We start from the raw sequence: 317 nt of genomic DNA, 5'->3' as shown, positions 1-317 counted from the left end.
TCGTAGCGCAGGCTGGACAGGGCGGCCATGAAGAACACGCGCCGCATGCGCCGGTTGTAGCGTTTCGGGCGGTGCAGATTGCCGCTGACGCGGCCCGAATCGCGAGAGACCGGGACCAGCCCGGCGTAGGAGGCCAAACGGCCCGCGCTGGCGAAATTAGCGAGGTCACCGCCGGTGCCGACGAGGAATTCCGCCCCGAGCCCGGGGCCCATGCCGGGCAGGGATTCGATGATGGCCGCCCACGGGTGCTCCCGGAATCGGGTCGTGATGAGTTTGTCGGTGTCTTTGATCTCACGGTCCAGATCGAGGAGCTTGCG

At 67.2% G+C, this 317-nt stretch carries 1 protein-coding gene; it reads right to left on the bottom strand.

Features of this window, described 5'->3' with window-relative positions; translation table 11 throughout:
• The coding region (locus ON21_RS30125; RefSeq protein ID WP_039803533.1) for an IS110 family transposase at positions 1-317 on the bottom strand (317 nt) is incomplete at both ends.

The sequence above is a fragment of the Nocardia araoensis NBRC 100135 genome, from assembly GCF_000308435.1.
Classification (GTDB): domain Bacteria; phylum Actinomycetota; class Actinomycetes; order Mycobacteriales; family Mycobacteriaceae; genus Nocardia; species Nocardia araoensis.
The sequence above is the reverse complement of the archived record's forward strand: the minus strand, read 5'-3'. Positions and strand labels throughout refer to the sequence as shown.